Raw genomic sequence first — 17,019 nt, 5'->3', positions numbered from 1 at the left:
GCTTACCGTTGGAGGGTCTGCAGGCCGAGGACGGCGCAGGTCGTGAGCAGGGCGATGAGGATGGCCTTCCGATAGCTGACACCGCCCCGGATGACCAAGGCCGAACAGACGAACGCTCCCACCCCGAGCGGAAGGCTCACCAGGCCGGTGATGGCCACCGCGCCGAGGAGCAGCATCAGGATTGCGCCATCCGGCGCCGCAGGCGTTGAGGCGGACTCTCTCTCTCGCCAGAAGCGGACGGCGCAAGCCGCGGCCGTGATCACACCGACACCGCCCGACAGGTAGAGAATGCCGGCCGCCGTGGCCGGCAAGGTGGTCGCGACCCAAATCGCCGAGGCGCTCAGGACGCCGGTCAGCGCCACGGCCGGCAGGCTCAGCGGCGCGCCGGGCTCCCGCGTTCGGGATCCGGCCCGCAGTCGGGTCCAGGACGAGGCTGCGACGATCGTCGCCGAAAGTCCTAGAATGACGAGAACTCCAGGGCGGATCAGGGCGCTCCAGCCATAGATCATGTCGGACCGAATGAGGCCGCTTTCCAGGCCCGGGCCGAGAACAAACCCCAGCAGCAGCGGCGCCCGGGGCAGGTTCGCGGCCTTGAACAAGAGGCCAAGCCCGGAGAAGACGACAAGCTGGAACAGAGTCGCGGGAGCGGCCTGGGTGAGCGCGGTGGCCGCAAGGGCCGCGGCCAGGGCCACCGGAACGACCTCACTTCGCCGCAGCATGGCGAAACGCGCCATTGCCGGCGCCATCACCAGGCACAGGGGAACGGCCAGGAGATTGGAGGCGATATTGGTCCAGCCCAGCTGGAACACAAATTCCGGGGTCTTGGCGAGCATCCTGGGGCCGACCTCAACCCCCAGGGTCGCGAAGGCCGCCAGCAGGATTCCCATGCCTGACGACCCCGGAATGCCGAGGAAGAGGGTGGGGACCAGGGATCCGCCCTCCTTGGAGTTGTTGGCCGCTTCCGGGGCGATGACTCCGGCGATGGCCCCTTCTCCGTAGGGGACGGCCGAGGGGTGGGTCTGGCGCGCATGGCCATAGGCGATCCAGACCGCGGCGCTGGCGCCGAGTCCGGGAATGACGCCGACGGCGACGCCGATCAGCGAGCTTCGCAGCATCAGCCAGCGATGCTCGACGACTTCAAGACATCCCTTGAGCACCTGGGAATATCCCGCGAGGGGGGGCGTCGCCACCTGGGTCTCGGGCTCGCGCGCGGCCAGCTCCGGAACCACGAAAAGGCCGGTGACGAGGGCGGCGGCGTTCACGCCGTCCCAGAGGTCCTGCACGCCGAAAGTCAGTCGGGGGGTCGCGGAGAAGGGATCGACGCCAACGGAGGCGATGAGCACGCCCAGGGCCGCCGCCATCAGACCGCCCGTCAGCCAGCCCCCCGACAGGGCGGCGATCGACAGCAAGCCCAGCAGCGACAGGGCTGTGATTTCGGGGGTGCCGACATGGGTGATGATCATCAGCGCCGCAGGCAGGGCGAGAAACAGGAAGAGGGCGCCGACCAGACCGCCGAAGGCCGAAGCCGTCAGGGTCGCGCCAACCGCCCTGGCGGCCTCTCCACGCCGCGCCATGGCGTAGCCGTCGATGGCGGTGGCCGCTTCCGAGGCGGATGTGGGCGCGCCCAACAGAATCGCGGGGATCGAGCCTGAGGTGTGGACGACCGAATGGAAGGCGATCAGGAACACCGCGCCCGCGCTCGGTCCGAACCCAAGGGCGATCGGGGTCACCAGCAGCAGGCCGGCCCTGCCATTGACGCCGGGCGTCAGGCCAGCCAACAGCCCGGCCAGGGTGCCGAGCAACAGAGCGGCGAGCGCCGCCGGCGAGGCCATGAGGCTCGCCAAGGCTCCAAGCGCCAGGTCCATCAGACTCTCGGCGCTGCCATCGCGCGACGCAGGGCGGGAATGACCGGCGTCGATCGGTCGAACAGTTGGTGGAGGATCCTGTCGACCTCCGCGCCCGCGGTTTGGTCAAGATTGAATTCTTGGGCCGTCGCGGCGGCGCGGAAGACCGGATCAGCGACGACCTGGTCCAGCCGGGACCGCCAACCGGCCAGCAGGGGCGGTGGCGCGCCAGGAGGCAAGGTGAACATCCGCCCGAGCGAGGCGACGGCGCTGATGAGTAAAAGGAGGGCGGCTTGGTCGGGCCCATGCGCCAAGCTGGCTAGGCTCGGCGCCTGAGCACTGGCCGGTTCAACGATGTCGTTGAGGCGCAGGATGACCCGACCGCCCGCATCGAGCAGCGGCTTCAGGGAAGCGAGCTCCCCAACGGCGCCGTCGGCCTCGCCCGACAGGACGGCCAGATTCCGGGCGCCTCCGGCGTAGCCGGGAATGGGCTTGAGCTTGGCGCCGGTAAGATGGTTGACGATCAGGGGCTCGACATAGCCGCCGCTCGACAGGGTCGACGCCGCGAGGATCACCGGGGTTGCGCGGTTCACCAGCACGTCAAAGGACGTGATCGCGCTCCGTGCGCTGACCACCAGGACCCGGCGGTCCGCGCCGATCCCGCCCAAAGAGCTCAAGCGCGCCAAATCCGATGTTTCACCCGTTGTCGCCAGCTGGTCCTCATAGATGAGCTTCGAGGGGAGCATGCTGATGATCGACCCGTCGGCCGGCGCCTTCGCGAGGCGGCTCGCCGCCAGGCTGCCGCCGGCGCGCGTTTCAAACTCGACCTGGATGGTCTGTCCCGTCAGGCGCCCCAGGTGCTGGGCGAAAAGCTGGCCGAACGCATCATTTCCGCCGCCGCTCGCGGCTCCGGTGATCAGCGTGGTTCGCCCCTTCGGTCGGGCTGGCGCGCAGGCGGCCAAGCCGACGATACCGAGCGCTAAAGCCGCCCGCCGCGTGACCCCCGACTCCGGCCACAAGCTGCGACGCATCATTTCTAGCCCCCCGGCGCAGCCGCTGAATATGCCCGCGCCTCCCCTTGAGCGCAATGCTGGACCAATGCGGTGGGGGGTGATGGGTCGTGTCGTCAGGCGCGGCGCTGTTCGCCTGCGTCGGCGCTGAAGCGGGCCATTTCGATCTGGGCGGCGACGCCGGTGGGCAGGTCCTTGTCGCTGATGGCCGCCAGGCGCTCGATGGCCTCGGCGCGGAACTGCTCCACCTGGACCGTGGCGAAGGCGGGTTCGGTGAGCGCGTAGGCCAGGCACAGTTCCTCGGCCGACCAGCCCTGGGTCTGGTGCAGGAAGGCGTAGGTGCCGGCGCCCGCCAGGGGCTCGGCGCGCCGGAACAGGCTAGCCTTGGGAACCACGCCGCCGCCGCCCGGCCGGCACAGGGCCGGTGGGAAGGGGTCGTAGGCGATCATGGTCATGTCGCGGGCCGAGGCGTCCTTGATCCGGCGACGCGCCTTCCAGTCGGAGATCAGGTTGAAGGGGGTGGCCAGCACGTCGAAGGCGCCGCTGTCGATGCAGGTGTCGATGCAGGGGCCGTCGCCCACCACGCCGATGTGCAGGGCCAGGCCCGCGGCGCGCAGGTCGGCGAGATAGCCGTGAGCGTCGGGCGCCAGGCTCTCGAAGGCCGCCTCGTCCATCATCAGCAGGTCGAAATAGCCGGCGCCGGTCTTGGCCAGCCCGCCGCGGACGCTCAGGGAGATGGCCTCGGCGGTCAGCACCTTGCGGGGATCGCCCCGCAGCCGCCAGCCGATGGAGATCAGCCGGCGCTCCACGGCCCGCAGGGCCTCGCCGACCCCGAGCGCCATGATGTCGGACCCGGCGGTGATCTCGAAGCAGTTGACGCCGCATTCCATGGCCGAGAAGGCCAGGGTCCGCCAAGCGTGCGGCGTCGTCATGTTGGGGGCTTCGCGCAGCAACAGGCTGACGGCGGAGACCGCCTTGCCGCTCGCGCCGAAGGGCCGGTAGCGCATGGCGGTCTAGCCCGGCGCCTGGGTCTCGAGCGCGAGCGCATGCAGTTCCCCGCCCATCTTGCCCTTCAGGGCGGCGTAGACGAGCTGGTGCTGCTTGACCCGCGAAAGGCCGGCGAAGGCCTTCGAGACGATGCGAGCGCGATAATGATCGCCATCACCGGCCAGGTCCTCGACCTGGATCTCGGCGTCGGGGAATCCCTCGCGGAGCGAGGCTTCCAGATCGGCGATGGGCATGGGCATGGGAATCGCGCCTCTCAGAAGATCGTTTCTGCGCTAGAAAGCTTAACAAGCCTTGGATTGGGGGGTCGGTTTCATGCTGCGGATCATCGTCATTCTCGGCCTGGCCCTGGGCGTGGCCGGCTGCGGGGTGGTGAGCTCCGAGCGCCCGCTGTTCACCGCGGCCGACAGCGTCGGGGCGCCGGTGCTGAGGCCGGGTCTCTGGGCCATCATCGAACCGGCTTGCAAGTTCAATCCCCGCAGCCCCGCCGCGTCCTGGCCCAAGTGCGTCAGCGCCGCCGTCGTGGGCCCCAGCACCCTCGTCGACGTCAAGCGCAGCGACGATGAGTCGGCCTTCGAGCCGACGGTCCAGACCTATCGGCTGGTGGCCGGCGACCCGGTGGTGGTTCAGATCCAGACGCCGCCGGAGCTGGGCGCCTTCTATTACGGCCTGCGGCCCATGGCCTCCGACGGGCAGGGGCGGATCACCAATGTCCGGTTCTGGTACGCCCGCTGCGAAGCTCCGACCCCCGTCGGCGACACGGCCAAGCGGCGCAAGCTGCTGACGGGCCTCTATCCCATCAAGGGCCAGGAGGCGGGCTGCCTGGCCCGGACGCCGGCGGCGGTGCGCAACGCCGTGCGTCTGAGCGAGGCCTGGGCCTTCGACGGCGGGACCGACGAGGCCGGGGGCGCCGTCCGCTGGATCCGCAACGGCGACCGGTAGGCCCCCCTCCTATCAGGAGAGGGGCCGCCGTTCTCAGTCGATGATGGCCGAGTAGATCAGGCTCTTGAGCTGGCCGCGGAAGTTGAAGGTGCCCGAGGGCATCAGCTGAGTCATGAAGACCACCGAGAGGTCCTCCTTGGGATCCACCCAGAAGATGGTGGAGGCAGCCCCACCCCAATAGTAGTCGCCCGACCCCAGGGTGGCGGTCTGGGTCTGGCTCATGGTCGAGGCGAAGCCCAGGCCGAAGCCCACGCCCTCGTTGGCGGTCTCCGAGAAGCCGCCGATCGCCAGCTGGGTCAGGTCCTTGCCGTCCGCCAGGTGGTTCATGTGCATCATCTCGAGGGTGCGCGGGCCGATGACCCGATGGCCGTCCAGCTCGCCGCCCCGGCGCAGCATCTCGCAGAAGCGCATGTAGTCGGCGGTCGTGCCGGTCAGGCCGCCGCCGCCGGACTTGAAGCCGGGCTCCCTGGCGAACTCGCTGGTCACGGGATCGTCCATCACCTTGAGCTTTTTGTCGGGGCCGCGCTGATAGTTGGCGCAGAAGCGGTCGATCTTGTCGGGCGCCACGAAGAAGGCGGTGTCCGTCATGCCGAGCGGGCCGAAGATCTCCTCTTGCAGGTACTGGGCGAATGGTTTGCCGGAGATCACCTCCACCAGGGCGCCGCAGATGTCGGTGGCCAGGGAATACATCCAGCGCTCGCCGGGCTGGTAGAGCAGCGGCACCTGGCCGAGCTTGTCGAGGAACTCCATCATGGAGTCCTTGCCGCCGACGCTGCGCACCTTCAGGCCGCGATAGATCTTGTCGACGGGGTGCTGGTCGCCGACCCCGGGCAGGCCGCCGCCATAGGTGAAGCCGCCGGAGTGGGAGAGCACGTCCTTGAAGGAGACCGGACGCCTGGGCGCCTCGGTGACCATGTCCTCGCCCTCGCCGGAGACCCAGACGCGATGCTTCTTCCAGGACGGGACGAAGCGGCTGACCGGGTCGTTGAGCTGGAAATAGCCCTTTTCGTACAGGGTCATAAGCGCGATCGAGGTGATCGGCTTGGTCATGGAATAGATGCGGAAGATGGCGTCATCCATCATCGGCTTGCCGCGCTCCAGGTCCATGGAGCCGAAGGACTTCTGATAGGCCGAATGGCCGTGCCGGGAGACGGAGATCTGGCAGCCGGCGATCTTCTGCGGGCCGATATAGTTGCGCTCGATATGGTCGGTGATGCGTTCTAGCCGACCGGCGTCGAGCCCGGTCCATTGGGATTGGGCGTCCATGAATAGTTCCTCCGAAAATCTCAGCTGTTCTAATTGCCGGCATCATTAGCCCGGGGCCGCGCCAAGCCAAGAAAATCCTGACGCCGCGTCAGGGCGATCGCGCCGTTGCCCCGGCGGCGCGGACGGGCGATGACGATGGGAACGAGGAAGAGGAACCCGCCGATGCAAGCGCTCTACGATCTGGCCGAGACCATCGGCGCCCAGCTCAAGGCCCGCAAGGAGACGGTGGCCGTCGCCGAGAGCTCGTCGGGCGGCCTGGTGTCGGCGGCCCTGCTCAGCGTCGGCGGCGCCTCGGCCTACTATCTGGGCGGCGGGGTGATCTACACCGGCAAGGCCCGCATGGTGCTGCTGGAGCTGCCGCGGGAGGCTGTCGCCGGCATGCGCTCGGCCAGCGAGCCCTACGCCATGCTGTTGGCCCGCACGGTCCGCGAGCGCTTCGGCGCCACCTGGGGCGTGTCGGAGACCGGGGCGGCGGGGCCCACCGGCAATCCCTACGGCGACGCGGCCGGCCACACCTGCATAGCCATCTCCGGCCCCGTGGAGATGGCCATGACCATCGAGACGGCGTCGGATGACCGCAAGGCCAATATGGAGGCCTTCGCCGCGGCCGTGCTGCGGATGCTGGAGCGCGTCACCGCCGAATAGATCCCTACCCCATATAGGCCGGCATCCAGCCCTCGTGGCTGGCCCGCAGGTCGGCCAGGGCGAGGCTGAAGATTCCCGCAGTGGCCAGGGCCTGGCCGTCGGCGTGGCCCACCACATCGCCGACGATGCCCGCCGCGTGGGCGGCCTTCAGCAGGGGCAGGGGATCGGCCACCGCGATCAGGTAGCGGCCCTGGTCCTCGCCGAACAGCAGGGCGTGGTCGGGCAGCTTGGACCCCAGCTCCAGGGTGATCCCGACATTGGAGGCCAGGGCCATCTCGGCGGCGGCGGCCACCAGGCCCCCATCGGAGAGGTCGTGGACGACGGTCACCCGGCGCGCCTCGATCTCCGCGCGCACGAAGTCGCCGATCTTGCGTTCCATCGCCAGGTTCACCGGCGGGGGGGCGCCGTCCTCGCGGCCGAGGATCTCGCGCAGGTACATGCTGGCGCCCAGCTCGCCGCGGGTCTCGCCCAGCAGCACCAGGCTGTCGCCGGCCTTCATGCCGGAGAAGTCGGCGCGCTTGGCGGAGTCCGCCAGGAGACCCACGGCGCCCACGGTGGGCGTCGGCGGAATGGCCGCCCCGTTGGTCTCGTTATAGAGCGACACGTTCCCGCTCACGACGGGGAAGTCCAGCGCCCGGCAGGCCTCGGCCATGCCCTCGATGGCGCGGACGATCTGGCCCATGATCTCGGGGCGCTCGGGGTTTCCGAAGTTCAGGTTGTCGGTGATGGCGATGGGATCTGCGCCCACGCAGGTCAGGTTGCGCCAGGCCTCAGCCACCGCCTGCTTGCCGCCCTCATAGGGGTCGTTCTGCACATAGCGCGGGGTGCAGTCGGAGGTCATGGCCAGCGCCTTCTTCGTCCCGTGCACGCGCACGATCCCGGCGTCGGCGCCTGTGGAGGAGTCCTCCAGGGTGTCGGCCATGACGTGGCGGTCGTACTGCTCCCAGAGCCAGCGCTTCGACGCCATGTCCGGCGCGCTCATCAGCTTCAGGACGGCCTTGCCGTAGTCGGCGGGCTCGGGAATCTCCGCGGCGTTCAGGCGCGGATGCAGGGCCGGCTGCACCCAGGGCCGGTCATAGAGCGGGGCGTCCTCGGCGAGCGGGGCGAGAGGGATGTCGCAGACGATCTCGCCCTTGTGCTTGAGCACGATGTGGCCGGTGTCGGTGGTCCAGCCGATGACGGCGGCGTCCAGGCCCCACTTCTCGAAGATCGCGTGCCCATCGTGCTCGCGGCCGGGCTTCAGGACCGCCAGCATGCGCTCCTGGCTTTCCGACAGCATCATCTCGTAGGCGCTCATGCCCTCTTCGCGCTGGGGCACCATGTCGAGGTCGAGCTCGATACCCACCTGGCCCTTGCCGGCCATCTCCACGGAGGAGGAGGTGAGGCCCGCGGCGCCCATGTCCTGGATGGCGGCCACGGCGCCCGAGGCCATCAGCTCCAGGGTCGCCTCGATCAGCAGCTTCTCGGCGAAGGGGTCGCCGACCTGGACCGTGGGGCGCTTCTCGTCCGACGCGTCGTCGAACTCCTGGCTGGCCATGGTGGCGCCGTGGATGCCGTCGCGGCCGGTCTTGGAGCCGAAATAGACGACGGGCAGGCCCGCCGCGGGGGCGGCCGAGTAGAAGATCTTGTCGGCGTCGGCCAGGCCCACGCACATGGCGTTGACCAGGATGTTGCCGTCATAGCCGCGGTGGAAATTGGTCTCGCCGGCCACGGTGGGCACGCCGACGCAGTTGCCGTAGCCGCCGATGCCGCTGACCACGCCGGCCACCAGGCGCTTGGTCTTGGGATGGCTGGGATCGCCGAACCGCAGGGCGTTGAGCAGGGCGATGGGCCGGGCGCCCATGGTGAAGACGTCGCGCATGATGCCGCCGACGCCGGTCGCCGCCCCTTGGTAGGGCTCGATATAGGAGGGGTGGTTGTGGCTCTCCATCTTGAAGATGCAGGCCTGGCCATCGCCGATGTCCACCACCCCGGCGTTCTCGCCCGGACCGCAGATCACGCGGGGACCGGTGGTGGGGAACTTCCCCAGGTGCTTGCGGCTGGACTTGTAGGAGCAGTGCTCGCTCCACATCACCGAGAACACGCCGAGCTCCACCGGATTGGGCTCACGGTTGAGGCGTTTGACGATGAGGTCGTATTCCTCGGGCTTCAGGCCGTATTCGGCGGCCATCTCGGCCAGGGTCTTCACAGGCTGGGCGCTCATGGCGCGCCTTCTAGCCGGACTCGGGCGCGCACGCGATAGGGGCGGACGATTCCCTGCGCGTCCCGCCGCCGGCGTCGTCCCGCCAGGGTTGTCTGCGCCGCCTGACGCCACCTGGCGCCGATCGTCGCGCCAATTGTCGCGCCCACGGTCGTGGCTCCCTGTCCTTAAGGGGGCTTTAACCCTCGCGGCACAGCTTGCCCGGATTACTCAGTCTGGGTGCATTTCCGCCATGTCGCGAACCATCGACGATCGCCTCCGCTTCATGAAGCTGGATCAGAAGGCCCAGGCGCACGTCGCTAGCCTGAAGCCGATCGTGATGAAGGCCCTGCCCGCCGCCCTGGACGGCTTCTATGACCAGGTGCGAGCGACGCCGGAGACCCGCGCTCACTTCTCGGGCGACGCGCATATGACGGCGGCCCAGAACCGGCAGCTCGGCCACTGGGACATGATCTCCAGCGGCCAGTTCGACGACACCTACGCCAAGGCGGTCACCAAGGTGGGCGAGGTTCATGCCCGCATCGGGCTGGAACCCAGCTGGTACATCGGGGGCTACGCCCTGGTGCTCGAGTCCCTGCTCGCCAAGGTTCTGGAGGCTCGTTGGCCGAAGGGCGGCTTCGGCGCGCGCGGGCCGGACGTCAAGACGGTGGCCGCCGAGGTGGGCGCCCTCACCAAGGCGACCTTCCTGGACATGGACATCGCCATCTCCGTCTATCTCGAGGCCCTGGAAACCAAGCGGGTCGAGGCCGAGAAAGAGCGCCGCGAAAGCGAGGAACAGCAGAACCGGATGGTGGAGGCCCTGGCCGACGGCCTGCGCCGGCTGGCGGGCGGCGATCTCACCGCGAGCATGGCGGGCTCGGTGGAGCCTCGCTTCCAGGCCATCAAGGACGACTTCAACAAGGCCATCTCCGGGCTGCGGGAGGCCATGACCGCCATCTCCACCTCGACCTCGGCCGTGCATGGCGGGGCCGAGGAGATTTCCTCGGCGGCCGACGACCTCTCGCGTCGCACCGAGCATCAGGCCGCGAGCCTGGAGGAGACCGCCGCGGCCCTGGACGAGATCACCGCCACCGTGCGCCAGACGGCGTCGGGCGCCAGGGCGGCCTCCGAGGTCGTCCTCGCCGCCCGCGGCGACGCCCAGACCAGCGGCGACGTGGTCCAACAGGCGGTGGCCGCCATGGCGCAGATCGAGCAGTCCTCCACCCAGATCAGCCAGATCATCGGGGTCATCGACGAGATCGCCTTCCAGACCAACCTGCTGGCCCTGAACGCCGGGGTCGAGGCGGCTCGCGCGGGTGAAGCCGGCCGCGGCTTCGCCGTGGTGGCGTCTGAAGTGCGCGCGCTCGCCCAGCGCTCGGCCGAGGCGGCTAAGGAGATCAAGACCCTGATCTCGGCCTCCAGCCAGCAGGTGGGGTCCGGCGTGCAGCTGGTGGGCCAGACCGGCGAGGCCCTGCAGCGGATCGTCGATCGCGTCGCCGAGATCGACAGCATGGTCAGCGAAATCGCCGCCACCGCCCAGGAGCAGTCGGTGGGCCTGGCCCAGGTCAACACCGCCGTGAACCAGATGGACCAGGTGACCCAGCAGAACGCGGCCATGGTGGAGGAGACCACCGCGGCCGCCAGCAGCCTGCGCTCGGAAGCCGGTGAACTGAGCCGACTGATCAGCCGCTTCGACACCGGCGCTCCCGCCACCGTCGCCGCGCGCAGCCAGGCCCATGCCGCCACCCAGCGACGTCGCGCTGGCTAGACCCTGACCGTTTCAGATGGACTCATCTGAAACGGCAAGAAGGGGCTAGATTCAAAACATGAGAGCACGTCGGGCGGCGGAACCGGTATCCACTTCCGCCTGACGTGCTCTGGGTTCCGCGCCGTTGACTGACCCATGGTAATCGCCGTCATCTGAATCCGACGCGGCGCGGCGAACGCGCCCGGGAGGGACGCGTGATGTGGAGTAAGCTTTCGGGGTTGGCGGGCGCTTGCCTGGTCTGCCTGGCCGCGGGCGGCGCCCAGGCGGCTCCCGCCTTCAAGGCGAAGATCGCCCGCACCCAATACGGCGTCCCCCACGTCAGCGCCGCCGACTACGGCGGGATCGGCTATGGCCAGGCCTACGCCTTCGCCCAGGACAATCTGTGCCTGCTGGCCGACAAGGTCGTCACCGTCAATGGCGAGCGCTCTAAGTATTTCGGCCCCGACGGCGTCACCACCATCGCCTTTTCCGAAACGAAGAACCTGGAGAGCGACGTCTTCTTCCGCGCCAATCTCGACGTGGCGGCCCTGAAGACCAATTTCGACAAGCTGTCGGCCGACTACCGCAACCTCGTCCTCGGCTATGTGGCCGGCTATAACCGGTTCCTGCGCGACACCCCCAAGGCCCGCCTGCCGGCCGCCTGCCGCGAAGCCGCCTGGCTGCGGCCCATCGGTCTCGCCGACATGCTGCGCCTCAACGAGGAGCGGATGATCCAGGCCAGCGGCGGGGCGTGGCTGCGCCAGACCAACGCCGCGGCCCCGCCGGCGATCAAGGCGCAGGCGGCGCTGGATGGCCCCGGCCTGCCGGAAGACCCCGCCCAGTTCGGCCTGGGCAGCAATGGCTGGGCCTTCGGCCGCGACGTCACCGCCAACCGGTCCGGCGTCCTGCTGGGCAACCCCCACTTTCCCTGGGAGACCACCAACCGCTTCTACCAGGTCCACCTGACCATACCGGGCAAGCTGGACGTCATGGGGGTGACCATCGGGGGCGCGCCGGGCATGTCCATTGGCTTCAACAAGGACGTAGCCTGGACCCACACGGTCTCCACCGACCGCCACTTCACCCTCTTCGAGCTCAGCCTCGATCCGGCCGATCCCACCGCCTACTTCGTCGACGGCAAGCGCCTGACCATGGGGACCAAGGCCGTGACCGTGGAGGTGGCCGGGGGGGCGCCCCAGACGCGGACGGTCTACACCTCGATCTACGGCCCCCTGGTGGTCATGCCCCAGCTGGGCATGGCTTGGAGCGCCAAGACCGCCTACGCCCTGCGCGACGCCAACAAGAACAATGTCCGCTCCGGCGACACCTGGCTCGACATCGCCCGCGCCGGGTCGGTGGCGCAGGTCAAGGCCGGGATCGGCAAGACCCTGGGTATCCCCTGGGTCAACACCATCGCCGCCGACCGCGGCGGCCAGGTGCTCTATGCCGACATCACCGCCACCCCCAACGTCTCGGCCGAGCTGGCCAAGACCTGCGTCCCGCCCTCGGGCCTGGGGCCGCTGGCCGCCACGGCGCGAATCTATGTGCTGGATGGCGCGCGCTCGGCCTGCAACTGGGAGGTCGCCGCCGGGACGCCGTCCCCGGGTCTAATGCCGGGCGAGTCCATGCCCGCCCAGCTCCGCACCGACTATGTGGCCAACAGCAATGACAGCTACTGGCTGGCCAACGCCCGCGCGCCCATGGCCGCCTTCGCCCCCGTCGTGGGGCCCGCCGCCGTGGCCCAGAACCTGCGCACCCGCTCAGGCCTGATGGAGATCGAGGCGCGCCTGGCCGGGACCGACGGCCTGCCGGGCAAGAGCATCGACCCCGCCGCCGTCGAGGCCATGCTCTACGCCAACCGCAACCTGGCCGCCGACCTGGCCATCCCCGACCTGCTCAAGCTGTGCACGGCCGCCCCCAGCGGGACGAGCGCCTCCGGCGCCACGGTCAGCCTGGTGGACGCCTGCACGGTGCTGGCCCAGTGGGACCGGCGGATGAATGTCGACAGCCGCGGCGCCCACCTGTTCGTGGAGTTCTGGCGCAAGGCGGAGAAGATCCCTGGCCTCTGGGCCATCCCCTTCGACCCGACCGATCCGGTCCACACACCGCGCGGACTCAGCGGCGACGCGGCGGTGGGCGGCAAGATCCGCCAGGCGCTGTCCGACGCCGTCGAACTGCTGGCCGCGAAGGGCGTTCCTCTCGACGCGCCCTGGGGTCAGGTCCAGTACGCCCTGCGCGGCGACCAGAAGATCCCGGTCCATGGCGGCGAGGGGAGCGACGGGGTGCTCAACGCCCAGCAGTCGGCCTGGGCGGGGTCGGGTGTCGTCCCCTTCCACGGCTCCAGCTACATCCAGGTGGTGACCTTCGACGCCAAGGGCCCGGTGGCCGACGCCATCCTCACCTATTCCCAGTCCACCGATCCGGCCTCGCCGCACTATGCCGACCAGACCCTGCTGCACGCCCAGAAGCGCTGGGTGCGCCTGCCGTTCTCGGCCGCCGAGATCGCCGCCGACAAGGCCCTGACGGTGACGACGATCACGGAATAGGCGCCTAGCGCGAAGCCGCGCGCAGGGCCGCCACCTGCTCCGACGACAGGGAGATCACCACCACGGTGGCGGGCTCCCGGCGCAGGGCCGCCTGCTGCGGTTGGTCCAGCCAGCGGACATGGGGCGGGGCCGGCGGCTGGGCGGCCCAGGCGCCGAAGCCCGCCGCGCCGGCCAGGGCCATGACGATCCAGAAGCCGGCCAGGGCGCGGGTCTGGGACGGCCGCGCCTGCTTCAGCATGGCGACGCGGGCCTCCAGGGGATGGTGCGACGGCGCCGGCCAATAGCAGCCGAAGGGCAGGGGATCGGCGGCGAGCTGGGTCTTCAGCATGGTCTGGGCGTAGCGGCGGCGTTCGCTGGGCCACCGCGCCATCACCGTGGCGTCGCAGGCCAGCTCCTGGTCCAGGCGGACGTAATAGGCGGCCAGGTGGACGAGGGGATTGAACCAGTTGATCGCCTGGGCCAGGGCGACCCAGGCGTTGACCTTGGGGTCGCCGCGATCGATGTGCGCCCGCTCGTGGGCGCGGACCAGGGCGCGTTCCTCGGCGGTGAAGCGCGCGTAGTAATCGGCCGGGGTGACGATGCGCGGGGCGATGACGCCCACCACCGCCGGGCCCGCGGCGCCGACCTTGGCGCGCTGCAGGAACCGCCATTGACCAAAGGCCATCAGGGCCAGCAGGGCCAGGACGCCGGCCGCCCAGACCTCCACCGCCAGGGACAGGCCGCCCGGCTGGGCCAGGGGGATGGGCAGGGGAAGCGAGGGGCCCGGCGTCCCGTTGGGCGCCTCGGCCGCCGGGATCAGGCTGGCGACGAAGGCCAGGGGGACCACCAGCCACAGGCGATAGGCCATCTCGGCCCCGAACAGCCGGCGGGCCGGCAGGCGAAGGGCGAAGACTAGCGCGATCGCCAGGCTGGCGGCCAGGTTGGCCCGCAGGAGGTCGGCCAGCAGGTCAGTCATCGTCGTCGAGCTCCGCGATCAGCTTCTTGAGGCGAGCGATCTCTTCGGGTTTCAGCTTCCGGTTCTGGGCGAAGTGGGCGACGAGCGGGGCGAGTTGCCCCTCGAACAGCCGGTCCAGCAAGCCCTGGCTCTCGTCCTGGACGTAGTTGGCCCGTTCGATCAGGGCGACGTACTGGTGGCGGCCCTCGACCCGCTCGGACTTGATGGCTTTCTTCTTCAGCAGGCGGTTGATCAGGGTCTTCACCGTCGCCTCGGCCCAGGGCTGGCGGGCGCGGACATCGGCCACGATCTCGTCGGCGGTGAGCGGGGTTTTCCGCCACAGCGCCTCCATGATCTGACTTTCGGCTTCGGTGATGTTCATGGGACTTACGCTTGTAATTTCCGCCGAGGCTACGCGCCTCCGGCCTCAAGTCAAGCCGGCTGCCCAGGTCCGATTCTCGCCAGCCCGACTCTCGGGTTCTGGTAGACTGCATAGATGTTAGAGCTCGGCTTCACCCTCTTCGACACCGCCATCGGCCGCTGCGGCCTGGCCTGGGGCGAGGCCGGCATCGTCGCCGTCCAGCTGCCGGAGAGCTCCGACGCTAAGGCGCGGGCCCGCTTCGAGCGCCGCTTCCCTGAAATTGTGGAAACCGAGCCGCCGTCCCAGATCGCCTCGGCCATCACCCGCATCCAGGGCCTGCTGACCGGGGCCAGGGACGACCTGGCCGACATCGTCCTGGACATGGAGGGCCTCAGCGACTTCCAGCGCCGGGTCTACGCCATCGGCCGGGCGATTCCGCCGGGCCAGACCCTGACCTATGGCGAGGTCGCCAGACGCCTCGGCGATCCTACCGCCTCGCGGGCGGTGGGCGAGGCCATGGGCAAGAATCCGTTCCCGATCATCATGCCCTGCCACCGCGTCCAGGGCGCCGACGGCAAGCTGGGGGGCTTCTCCGCCCCTGGGGGCGGGGTGACCAAGCTGAAGTTGCTGGAGATCGAGGGCGCGACCTCGGTCGACGCCCTGCCGCTGTTCGCCGGGCGCTAGGCGCTAGCCAGGGCGCTCTGGAACAGGATCGCGCCGTCGGCCGAGCCCAGCTCGGGCTCGAAGGCGCGGTCGGGGTGGGGCATCAGGCCCAGGACGTTGCCGCGCGCATTGACCACGCCTGCGATGGCGTGGGCCGAGCCGTTGGGATTGTCCTTGTAGCGGAACACTACCTGGCCCTCGCCCTCGATGCGGGCCAGGGTCTCGGGATCGGCAAAGAAGTTCCCCTCGCCATTGCCCACCGTCATGGTCACTTCACGGCGCCCGGCGTAGCCGGCGGTGAAGCGGGTCTGGGCGTTGGTGACCTCAAGCTCCACCGGCTTGCAGACGTATTTCAGCGCCTCGTTGCGCAGCAAGGCGCCAGGCAGCATGCCGGCCTCGCACAGGATCTGGAAGCCGTTGCAGATGCCGACGGTGGCCACGCCGCGTTCGGCCGCCAGCTTGACGTCGTTCATGATCGGCGAGAGCGCGGCCATGGCCCCGCAGCGCAGGTAGTCGCCGTAGGAGAAGCCGCCCGGCAAGACGATCAGGTCGATCCCGTGGGGCAGGGCGGTGTCCCCGTGCCAGACCATGTCGACGCTGGCGCCCGTGGAGCGCTCGATGGCGACCTTGCAGTCCCGGTCGCAGTTGGACCCGGGGAAGACGATGACGGCGGCTTTCATGGGCGGGGTTCCTAGGCCGATTTGAGCAGGATTTCCAGGCGGGGCGGGTTCATTTCGCGCGCGCCTTGGCCAGGGCTTGCAGATAGGCTTCCAGTTCAGAATAGCCCTTCGGGTCGCCATAGGGGCAGCCGGTGTTGGCGATTCCCGACGCCGTCACCTCCTGCTTGAGGATGGCCGGGTGCCCCGGCGCCCCGGGCTCGGTCACCATGTAGGAGGTCTGGCCGCCCTCGGCGTTGAAGTAGTGGAACGGCTCGCCGCGCTCCTTGACCGCGGGTTTCATCCCCGGCTCGGCGGCGATCCTGGCGCTCAGCGCCTCGAACCCCAGGGTGCAGTCCGGCACAAGCGGCGGCCGCGGCGGCTCGGGCTTGGCGCAGGCGGTGAGGCTGAGCGCGCCCAGCAGCGGGAGCGCCCAGGGCCTCACGCCACCTCGACCCGGTAGCTTTCGATGACGGTGTTGGCGAGCAGCTTCTCGCACATGGCCTTGACCTGGCTCTCGGTCTCGGCGGCGTCGGCGCCCTTGAAGTCGAACTCGATGGTCTTGCCGACCCGGACGCCCTCGACGTCGCCCCAGCCCAGGCCGTGCAGGGCGGCCTCGACGGCCTTGCCCTGGACGTCCAGCACGCCGGGTTTCAGGAACACATGAACTTTCGCGCGCACTAGTGCAGGCCTCCTTGGATCACGGTGGGCATCTCTTTCATGATCCCCAGCCGCCGGGCGACTTCGGTATAGCTCTCGATGACGTCCCCCAGATCGCGGCGGAAGCGGTCCTTGTCCAGCTTCTCGTTGGTCTGGGTGTCCCAGAGTCGGCAGCTGTCGGGGCTGATCTCGTCGGCCAGGATGACCCGGGCGAAGTCGTTCTCCCACAGCCGGCCGAACTCCACCTTGAAGTCCACCAGGGTGATGCCGACCGCTCCGAAGGTGCCGGTGAGGAAGTCGTTCACCCGCAGGGTCAGGGCCATCATGTCGTCGATCTCCTGGGTCGAGGCCCAGTTGAAGGCGGTGATGTGCTCCTCGGTGACCATCGGGTCGCCGAGTTTGTCGTCCTTCAGATAGAATTCGATGATCGAGCGGGGCAGGGCCTGGCCCTCGGGCAGGCCGAACCGCTGCGACAGCGAACCGGCCGCCACATTGCGGCAGACCACCTCCAGCGGAATGATCTCCAGCTCCTTGATCAACTGCTCGCGCAGGTTCAGTCTT

At 69.2% G+C, this 17,019-nt stretch carries 17 protein-coding genes; 5 read left to right on the top strand and 12 right to left on the bottom strand.

Annotation, left to right across the window (positions count from 1 at the left end):
• Positions 1-2 precede the first annotated feature (2 nt).
• From Q7T09_RS08865 to Q7T09_RS08850, 4 genes are all read right to left on the bottom strand, one after another.
• Positions 3-1,865, bottom strand: coding sequence for a tripartite tricarboxylate transporter permease (locus Q7T09_RS08865; protein ID WP_304699242.1), 1,863 nt, complete (start codon positions 1,863-1,865; stop codon positions 3-5).
• The gene (locus Q7T09_RS08860; protein ID WP_304699241.1) at positions 1,865-2,878 is read right to left on the bottom strand and encodes a tripartite tricarboxylate transporter substrate-binding protein; all 1,014 of its coding nucleotides are present in this window, start codon (positions 2,876-2,878) and stop codon (positions 1,865-1,867) included. Before Q7T09_RS08860 ends, Q7T09_RS08865 begins: the two co-directional genes overlap by 1 nt.
• Before the next feature lie 92 nt (positions 2,879-2,970).
• Positions 2,971-3,861, bottom strand: coding sequence for a hypothetical protein (locus Q7T09_RS08855; protein ID WP_304699240.1), 891 nt, complete (start codon positions 3,859-3,861; stop codon positions 2,971-2,973).
• A gap of 6 nt (positions 3,862-3,867) precedes the next feature.
• The gene (locus Q7T09_RS08850; RefSeq protein WP_304699239.1) at positions 3,868-4,101 is read right to left on the bottom strand and encodes a BolA family protein; all 234 of its coding nucleotides are present in this window, start codon (positions 4,099-4,101) and stop codon (positions 3,868-3,870) included.
• A 73-nt stretch (positions 4,102-4,174) separates the two neighbouring features.
• Here Q7T09_RS08850 and Q7T09_RS08845 point away from each other — a divergent pair, with 73 nt between their 5' ends.
• Entirely contained in the window at positions 4,175-4,801 is a 627-nt protein-coding gene (locus Q7T09_RS08845) for a hypothetical protein (RefSeq protein ID WP_304699238.1), read from the top strand.
• 33 nt (positions 4,802-4,834) lie between these two features.
• Here Q7T09_RS08845 and Q7T09_RS08840 read toward each other — a convergent pair whose 3' ends face one another.
• On the bottom strand, positions 4,835-6,067 hold the full coding sequence (locus Q7T09_RS08840; RefSeq protein WP_304699237.1) for a serine hydrolase: 1,233 nt from the start codon (positions 6,065-6,067) through the stop codon (positions 4,835-4,837).
• A gap of 162 nt (positions 6,068-6,229) precedes the next feature.
• Here Q7T09_RS08840 and Q7T09_RS08835 point away from each other — a divergent pair, with 162 nt between their 5' ends.
• Positions 6,230-6,712, top strand: coding sequence for a CinA family protein (locus tag Q7T09_RS08835; RefSeq protein WP_304699236.1), 483 nt, complete (start codon positions 6,230-6,232; stop codon positions 6,710-6,712).
• A gap of 4 nt (positions 6,713-6,716) precedes the next feature.
• Here Q7T09_RS08835 and purL read toward each other — a convergent pair whose 3' ends face one another.
• Positions 6,717-8,915 carry a phosphoribosylformylglycinamidine synthase subunit PurL gene (purL, locus tag Q7T09_RS08830; RefSeq protein WP_304699235.1) on the bottom strand — a complete coding sequence of 733 codons (2,199 nt, stop codon included), beginning with the start codon at positions 8,913-8,915 and terminating at the stop codon, positions 6,717-6,719.
• 229 nt (positions 8,916-9,144) lie between these two features.
• Between purL and Q7T09_RS08825 the strand changes: the two genes are divergently transcribed.
• Positions 9,145-10,659 carry a globin-coupled sensor protein gene (locus Q7T09_RS08825; RefSeq protein WP_304699234.1) on the top strand — a complete coding sequence of 505 codons (1,515 nt, stop codon included), beginning with the start codon at positions 9,145-9,147 and terminating at the stop codon, positions 10,657-10,659.
• A gap of 197 nt (positions 10,660-10,856) precedes the next feature.
• A complete protein-coding gene (locus Q7T09_RS08820; RefSeq protein WP_304699233.1) occupies positions 10,857-13,184 on the top strand; it encodes an acylase in 2,328 nt (775 codons plus the stop codon).
• 4 nt (positions 13,185-13,188) lie between these two features.
• Here the strand turns inward: Q7T09_RS08820 and Q7T09_RS08815 are convergent, their stop codons facing one another.
• Positions 13,189-14,139: a M56 family metallopeptidase gene (locus Q7T09_RS08815; protein ID WP_304699232.1), complete on the bottom strand. Its 951-nt coding sequence runs from the start codon at positions 14,137-14,139 to the stop codon at positions 13,189-13,191.
• Positions 14,132-14,500 (bottom strand): BlaI/MecI/CopY family transcriptional regulator, encoded by a 369-nt coding sequence (locus Q7T09_RS08810; protein WP_304699231.1) that lies wholly within the window; start codon positions 14,498-14,500, stop codon positions 14,132-14,134. Before Q7T09_RS08810 ends, Q7T09_RS08815 begins: the two co-directional genes overlap by 8 nt.
• Before the next feature lie 114 nt (positions 14,501-14,614).
• Between Q7T09_RS08810 and Q7T09_RS08805 the strand changes: the two genes are divergently transcribed.
• Positions 14,615-15,163 (top strand): methylated-DNA--[protein]-cysteine S-methyltransferase, encoded by a 549-nt coding sequence (locus Q7T09_RS08805; RefSeq protein WP_304699230.1) that lies wholly within the window; start codon positions 14,615-14,617, stop codon positions 15,161-15,163.
• On the opposite strand, the gene purQ is transcribed toward Q7T09_RS08805, so the two are convergent.
• The 4 genes from purQ to Q7T09_RS08785 all read right to left on the bottom strand — a co-directional run.
• Positions 15,160-15,822, bottom strand: coding sequence for a phosphoribosylformylglycinamidine synthase subunit PurQ (purQ, locus tag Q7T09_RS08800; RefSeq protein WP_304699229.1), 663 nt, complete (start codon positions 15,820-15,822; stop codon positions 15,160-15,162). The two genes, Q7T09_RS08805 and purQ, sit on opposite strands and share 4 nt — an antisense overlap.
• 49 nt (positions 15,823-15,871) lie before the next feature.
• Positions 15,872-16,243, bottom strand: coding sequence for a hypothetical protein (locus Q7T09_RS08795; protein WP_304699228.1), 372 nt, complete (start codon positions 16,241-16,243; stop codon positions 15,872-15,874).
• The gene (purS, locus tag Q7T09_RS08790; protein WP_304699227.1) at positions 16,240-16,479 is read right to left on the bottom strand and encodes a phosphoribosylformylglycinamidine synthase subunit PurS; all 240 of its coding nucleotides are present in this window, start codon (positions 16,477-16,479) and stop codon (positions 16,240-16,242) included. Before purS ends, Q7T09_RS08795 begins: the two co-directional genes overlap by 4 nt.
• On the bottom strand, positions 16,479-17,019 hold a 541-nt coding region (locus tag Q7T09_RS08785), incomplete at its 5' end, for a phosphoribosylaminoimidazolesuccinocarboxamide synthase (RefSeq protein WP_304699226.1). The genes purS and Q7T09_RS08785, both read right to left, overlap by 1 nt.

It is taken from the genome of Phenylobacterium sp. (assembly GCF_030645195.1).
Taxonomy (GTDB): Bacteria; Pseudomonadota; Alphaproteobacteria; order Caulobacterales; family Caulobacteraceae; genus Phenylobacterium.
Note: the sequence above shows the minus strand (reverse complement) of the source record. Positions and strands in the feature narration are given on the sequence as shown.